This is a genomic window from Pseudomonas meliae (genome assembly GCF_001400515.1).
In the GTDB taxonomy this organism is placed as follows: domain Bacteria; phylum Pseudomonadota; class Gammaproteobacteria; order Pseudomonadales; family Pseudomonadaceae; genus Aquipseudomonas; species Aquipseudomonas amygdali.
This window is the reverse complement of record NZ_LJQT01000277.1, coordinates 5866-9805: the sequence shown is the minus strand read 5'-3', so window position 1 is coordinate 9805 and position 3940 is coordinate 5866. Positions and strand designations below refer to the sequence as shown.

At 59.6% G+C, this 3940-nt stretch carries 4 protein-coding genes; all 4 read right to left on the bottom strand.

Annotation, left to right across the window (positions count from 1 at the left end; genetic code table 11):
- Window positions 1-85 precede the first annotated feature (85 nt).
- From ALO64_RS12785 to livH, 4 genes are read right to left on the bottom strand one after another with little or no spacing between them, the layout of a single operon-like run.
- The gene (locus tag ALO64_RS12785; protein WP_002554807.1) at window positions 86-787 is read right to left on the bottom strand and encodes an ABC transporter ATP-binding protein; all 702 of its coding nucleotides are present in this window, start codon (window positions 785-787) and stop codon (window positions 86-88) included.
- A complete protein-coding gene (livG, locus tag ALO64_RS12780) occupies window positions 788-1555 on the bottom strand; it encodes a high-affinity branched-chain amino acid ABC transporter ATP-binding protein LivG (protein ID WP_002554806.1) in 768 nt (255 codons plus the stop codon).
- The gene (locus ALO64_RS12775) at window positions 1552-2817 is read right to left on the bottom strand and encodes a high-affinity branched-chain amino acid ABC transporter permease LivM (RefSeq protein WP_044343437.1); all 1266 of its coding nucleotides are present in this window, start codon (window positions 2815-2817) and stop codon (window positions 1552-1554) included. The genes livG and ALO64_RS12775 overlap by 4 nt, the downstream gene beginning before the upstream one ends.
- Entirely contained in the window at window positions 2814-3737 is a 924-nt protein-coding gene (livH, locus tag ALO64_RS12770; protein ID WP_044343436.1) for a high-affinity branched-chain amino acid ABC transporter permease LivH, read from the bottom strand. Before livH ends, ALO64_RS12775 begins: the two co-directional genes overlap by 4 nt.
- Window positions 3738-3940: the final 203 nt, after the last annotated feature.

The following is a 3940-nucleotide window of genomic DNA, read 5'->3' as shown; positions in this document are numbered from 1 at the left end:
CACGAAAGGCATTACCACGCAGAGCGTGGTAATGAGAATCATCGTGGCCCATCCTGGTTCTGAACGTTAATGCGCTTCGCAGCGCTTACCCGCCCAGATACGCATCCCGCACTTTCGGATCGACCAGCAGTTCTTCGCCGGTGCCTTGCATCACCACACGACCGTTTTCCAGTACATAAGCGCGGTCGGCGACTTTCAGCGCCTGATTGGCGTTCTGTTCGACCAGAAACACCGTCACACCATCGCGACGCAACTGTTCAACGATCTCGAAAATCTGCTGGATGATGATCGGAGCCAAGCCCAGCGAAGGCTCGTCGAGCAACAGCAGCTTGGGCTTGCTCATCAGCGCGCGACCGATGGCCAGCATCTGTTGCTCGCCACCGGACATGGTGCCGCCGCGCTGATTGAAGCGCTCCTTGAGGCGCGGAAAGAGCTGCAGGACCTTGTCCATCTGCTCCTGATAATCAGCCTTTTCCGTGAAGAAACCGCCCATCGCCAGGTTCTCTTCAACGGTCAGACGCGCAAACACGCGACGGCCTTCCGGTACTACGGCGATACTCTTGCGCATGATGATCGACGACTCCAGCCCGACCAGTTCTTCGCCCATGTAGCGAATACTGCCGCTGTGCGCGCGTGGTGAGCCGCACAGGGTCATCAGCAGCGTGGACTTGCCTGCGCCGTTGGCGCCGATCAGGGTGACGATTTCGCCCTGACGCACTTCCACGTTGACGCTGTGCAGCGCCTGGATCTTGCCGTAGAAAGTGGAAACGTTCTCGAACTGCAGCATTTACGCTTCCCCCAGATAGGCTTTGATCACATCAGGATTGTCACGAATCTGTTCCGGCGTTCCGTCTGCCAGAGGCGTGCCCTGATTGATCACCACAATGTGGTCGGAAATGCTCATCACCAGTTTCATGTCGTGCTCGATCAACAGGACCGTAGCGTTGTGCTCGCTGCGCAACACGCCGATCAGGGCTTTCAGGTCGTCGGTTTCTCTGGGGTTCAGCCCGGCTGCCGGTTCGTCGAGCATCAGAATGCGCGGGCGCGTCATCATGCAGCGGGCGATTTCCAGACGGCGTTGCTGCCCGTAGGCCAGTGTACCGGCAGGGCGGTTAGCGAATTCCTTGAGGTTGACGGCTTCCAGCCAGTGCTCGGCGTAATCCATGGCTTCGCGTTCGCTGCGACGGAACGCCGGGGTTTTGAACAAACCGGCCAGGAAGTTGGTATTCAAATGCCGATGCTGGGCAACCAGCAGGTTCTCTACAGCGGTCATTTCCTTGAACAGGCGCACGTTCTGGAACGTACGCACCACGCCCTTGCGCGCGATCTGATGGCCAGCCAGGCCCTGGATCGGCTCACCGTCCAGCAGAATAGTGCCTGCGCTTGGCCGGTAGAAACCGGTCAGGCAATTGAAAACGGTGGTCTTGCCCGCGCCGTTGGGGCCGATCATCGACACGACCTGCCCTTGATTGACGGTCAGGGCAACGCCATTGACCGCCAACAGGCCTCCAAAACGCATGCTCAAGCCGGTGGCTTGCAGTAATGGGCGGCTCATTTCGGCAGCTCCGTTTTCAATTTCATTTCAGGCCGTTGCATGGGCAGGAAGCCTTGAGGACGCCAGATCATCATCAGCACCATCAGCGCGCCGAACATCAACATGCGGTAGTCGCTGAACTCGCGCATCAGCTCAGGCAGCAGAATCATCACGATGGCGGCCAGGATCACGCCAAGCTGCGAGCCCATACCACCGAGCACGACGATGGCGAGGATGATTGCCGATTCGATGAAGGTGAACGATTCCGGGGTGATCAGACCCTGACGTGCGGCAAAGAAGCTGCCTGCGAAACCGGCGAACGCAGCGCCAAGGGTGAACGCCGAGAGCTTGATCACGGTCGGATTCAGCCCCAGCGCACGACAGGCGATTTCGTCTTCACGCAGCGCCTCCCAGGCCCGGCCGATCGGCATGCGCAGCAGGCGGTTGATGACGAACAGTGCCGCCAGCGCCAGCAGCAGAGCGATCAGATAAAGGAAGACGACCTTGTTGATCGAGTTGTAAGGCAGGCCGAAGAACTCGTGGAAGGTCTGCATGCCCTCGGCGGCCTTGCGCTCGAACGTCAGGCCGAAGAAGGTCGGCTTGTCGATGTTGCTGATGCCGTTCGGGCCACCGGTCAGCTCGGTGAGGTTGCGCAGGAAGATGCGGATGATCTCGCCGAACCCCAGCGTCACGATGGCCAGATAGTCACCGCGCAGGCGTAGCACCGGGAACCCCAGCAAGAACCCGAACAGCGCCGCCATCAGGCCCGCAATCGGCAGGCAGATCCAGAAGCCGAGCCCATAGTAGTGGGACAGCAAGGCGTAGCTGTAGGCACCGACTGCATAGAAACCGACATAGCCCAGGTCCAGCAGACCGGCCAGACCAACCACGATGTTCAGGCCCAGGCCGAGCATGACGTAGATCAGGATCAGCGTGGCGATGTCCACCGCACCGCGCGACCCGAAGAATGGCCAGATGAACGCCAGCACGATCAATGCGGCCAGACCCCAGCGTTGGGTTTTCGGCTGAGTCAGGAAATCGCTGGTCTTCTGCGAGATCAACGGCTTTTCGGTACCGCGGCGCATGCTGCCGATCTGTTCTGCGAACAGTATGCGCAAGAACAGCATGACCGAACAGAAGGCAATGATGGTCAGGGTCAGCGGGCTGGCGTTCTGCACTTGAAGGGTGACGCCGGAAAAGGCCAGTTTCAGGCCGAACACCGGGTAGGCCACGGCCCAGACCAGTGCGGCGCTGAACAGCGCCTGTTTGAAAGACTTGCTCATACTTTCTCAACCTCCGGACGACCCAGGATGCCGGTCGGTCGGAACAGCAGCACCAGAACCAGCAGGCCGAAGGCCACGACGTCCTTGTACTGATCACCAAAAATGTCGGCACCGAAGGCTTCGGCGACGCCCAGTACCAGGCCACCGAGCACAGCGCCCGGGATCGAACCGATACCGCCCAGTACGGCAGCAGTGAAGGCTTTCAGGCCGACCAGAAAGCCGGCGCTCGGGTTGATCACGCCGTACTGCATGCTCAGCAGCATCGCCGCGACGGCAGCCAGTGCAGCACCGACCACGAAGGTCAGGGCAATGATGTTGTTGGTGTTGATCCCCAGCAGGTTGGCCATTTTCATGTCCTCGGCACAGGCGCGGCAGGCGCGGCCCATGCGTGAGCGGGAGATGAACAGGGTCAGGCCGGTCATCGCCAGCAGGGTGACGACAAAGACCACGATCTGCATGTAGGAGATCAGCACTTCCTGAGCGCCACCGGGCCCGAACGACAGGCTGCCGGGCAGCAGGTTGGGGATGGCGAAGTTGCCGGAGCCCTGAGAAAGCTGAACCGAGTTCTGCAGGAAGATCGACATGCCGATTGCAGAAATCAGTGGAATCAGACGGTTGCTGTTGCGCAACGGACGGTAGGCCACACGCTCGATGCTGTATCCGTAGGCACTGGTTACGACGATGGCTGCGGCGAAACCGGCAATCATCAGCAACGGCAGGCTGTGAATACCCAGCATCGCCAGACCGGCGAGCGCCATGAAAGCTACATAGGAACCGATCATGTACACCTCGCCATGGGCGAAGTTGATCATTCCGATGATGCCGTACACCATCGTGTAGCCGATGGCGATCAATGCATACGTACTCGCATTGGTCAGGCCATTGACCAGCTGCTGCATGTAGTGGAATAACTCGGGCATTTACCGCGCTCCTAAAAACCTGATCTGCATTTCTCTGACCTGCGCCGGGGTGGCATTCTGTCGATGCGTAGCCTGTCGCGCTGTCAGGGAACCGCTGTTGACGGTTTTAAGATTTTCAGGGGGCCTCGTGCATGCAGTTCGGGTCGCCGAAATGTGCGTACGGGCCTGGATTCGTAAAACAAAGCCCACTGCGCTGGCAGTGA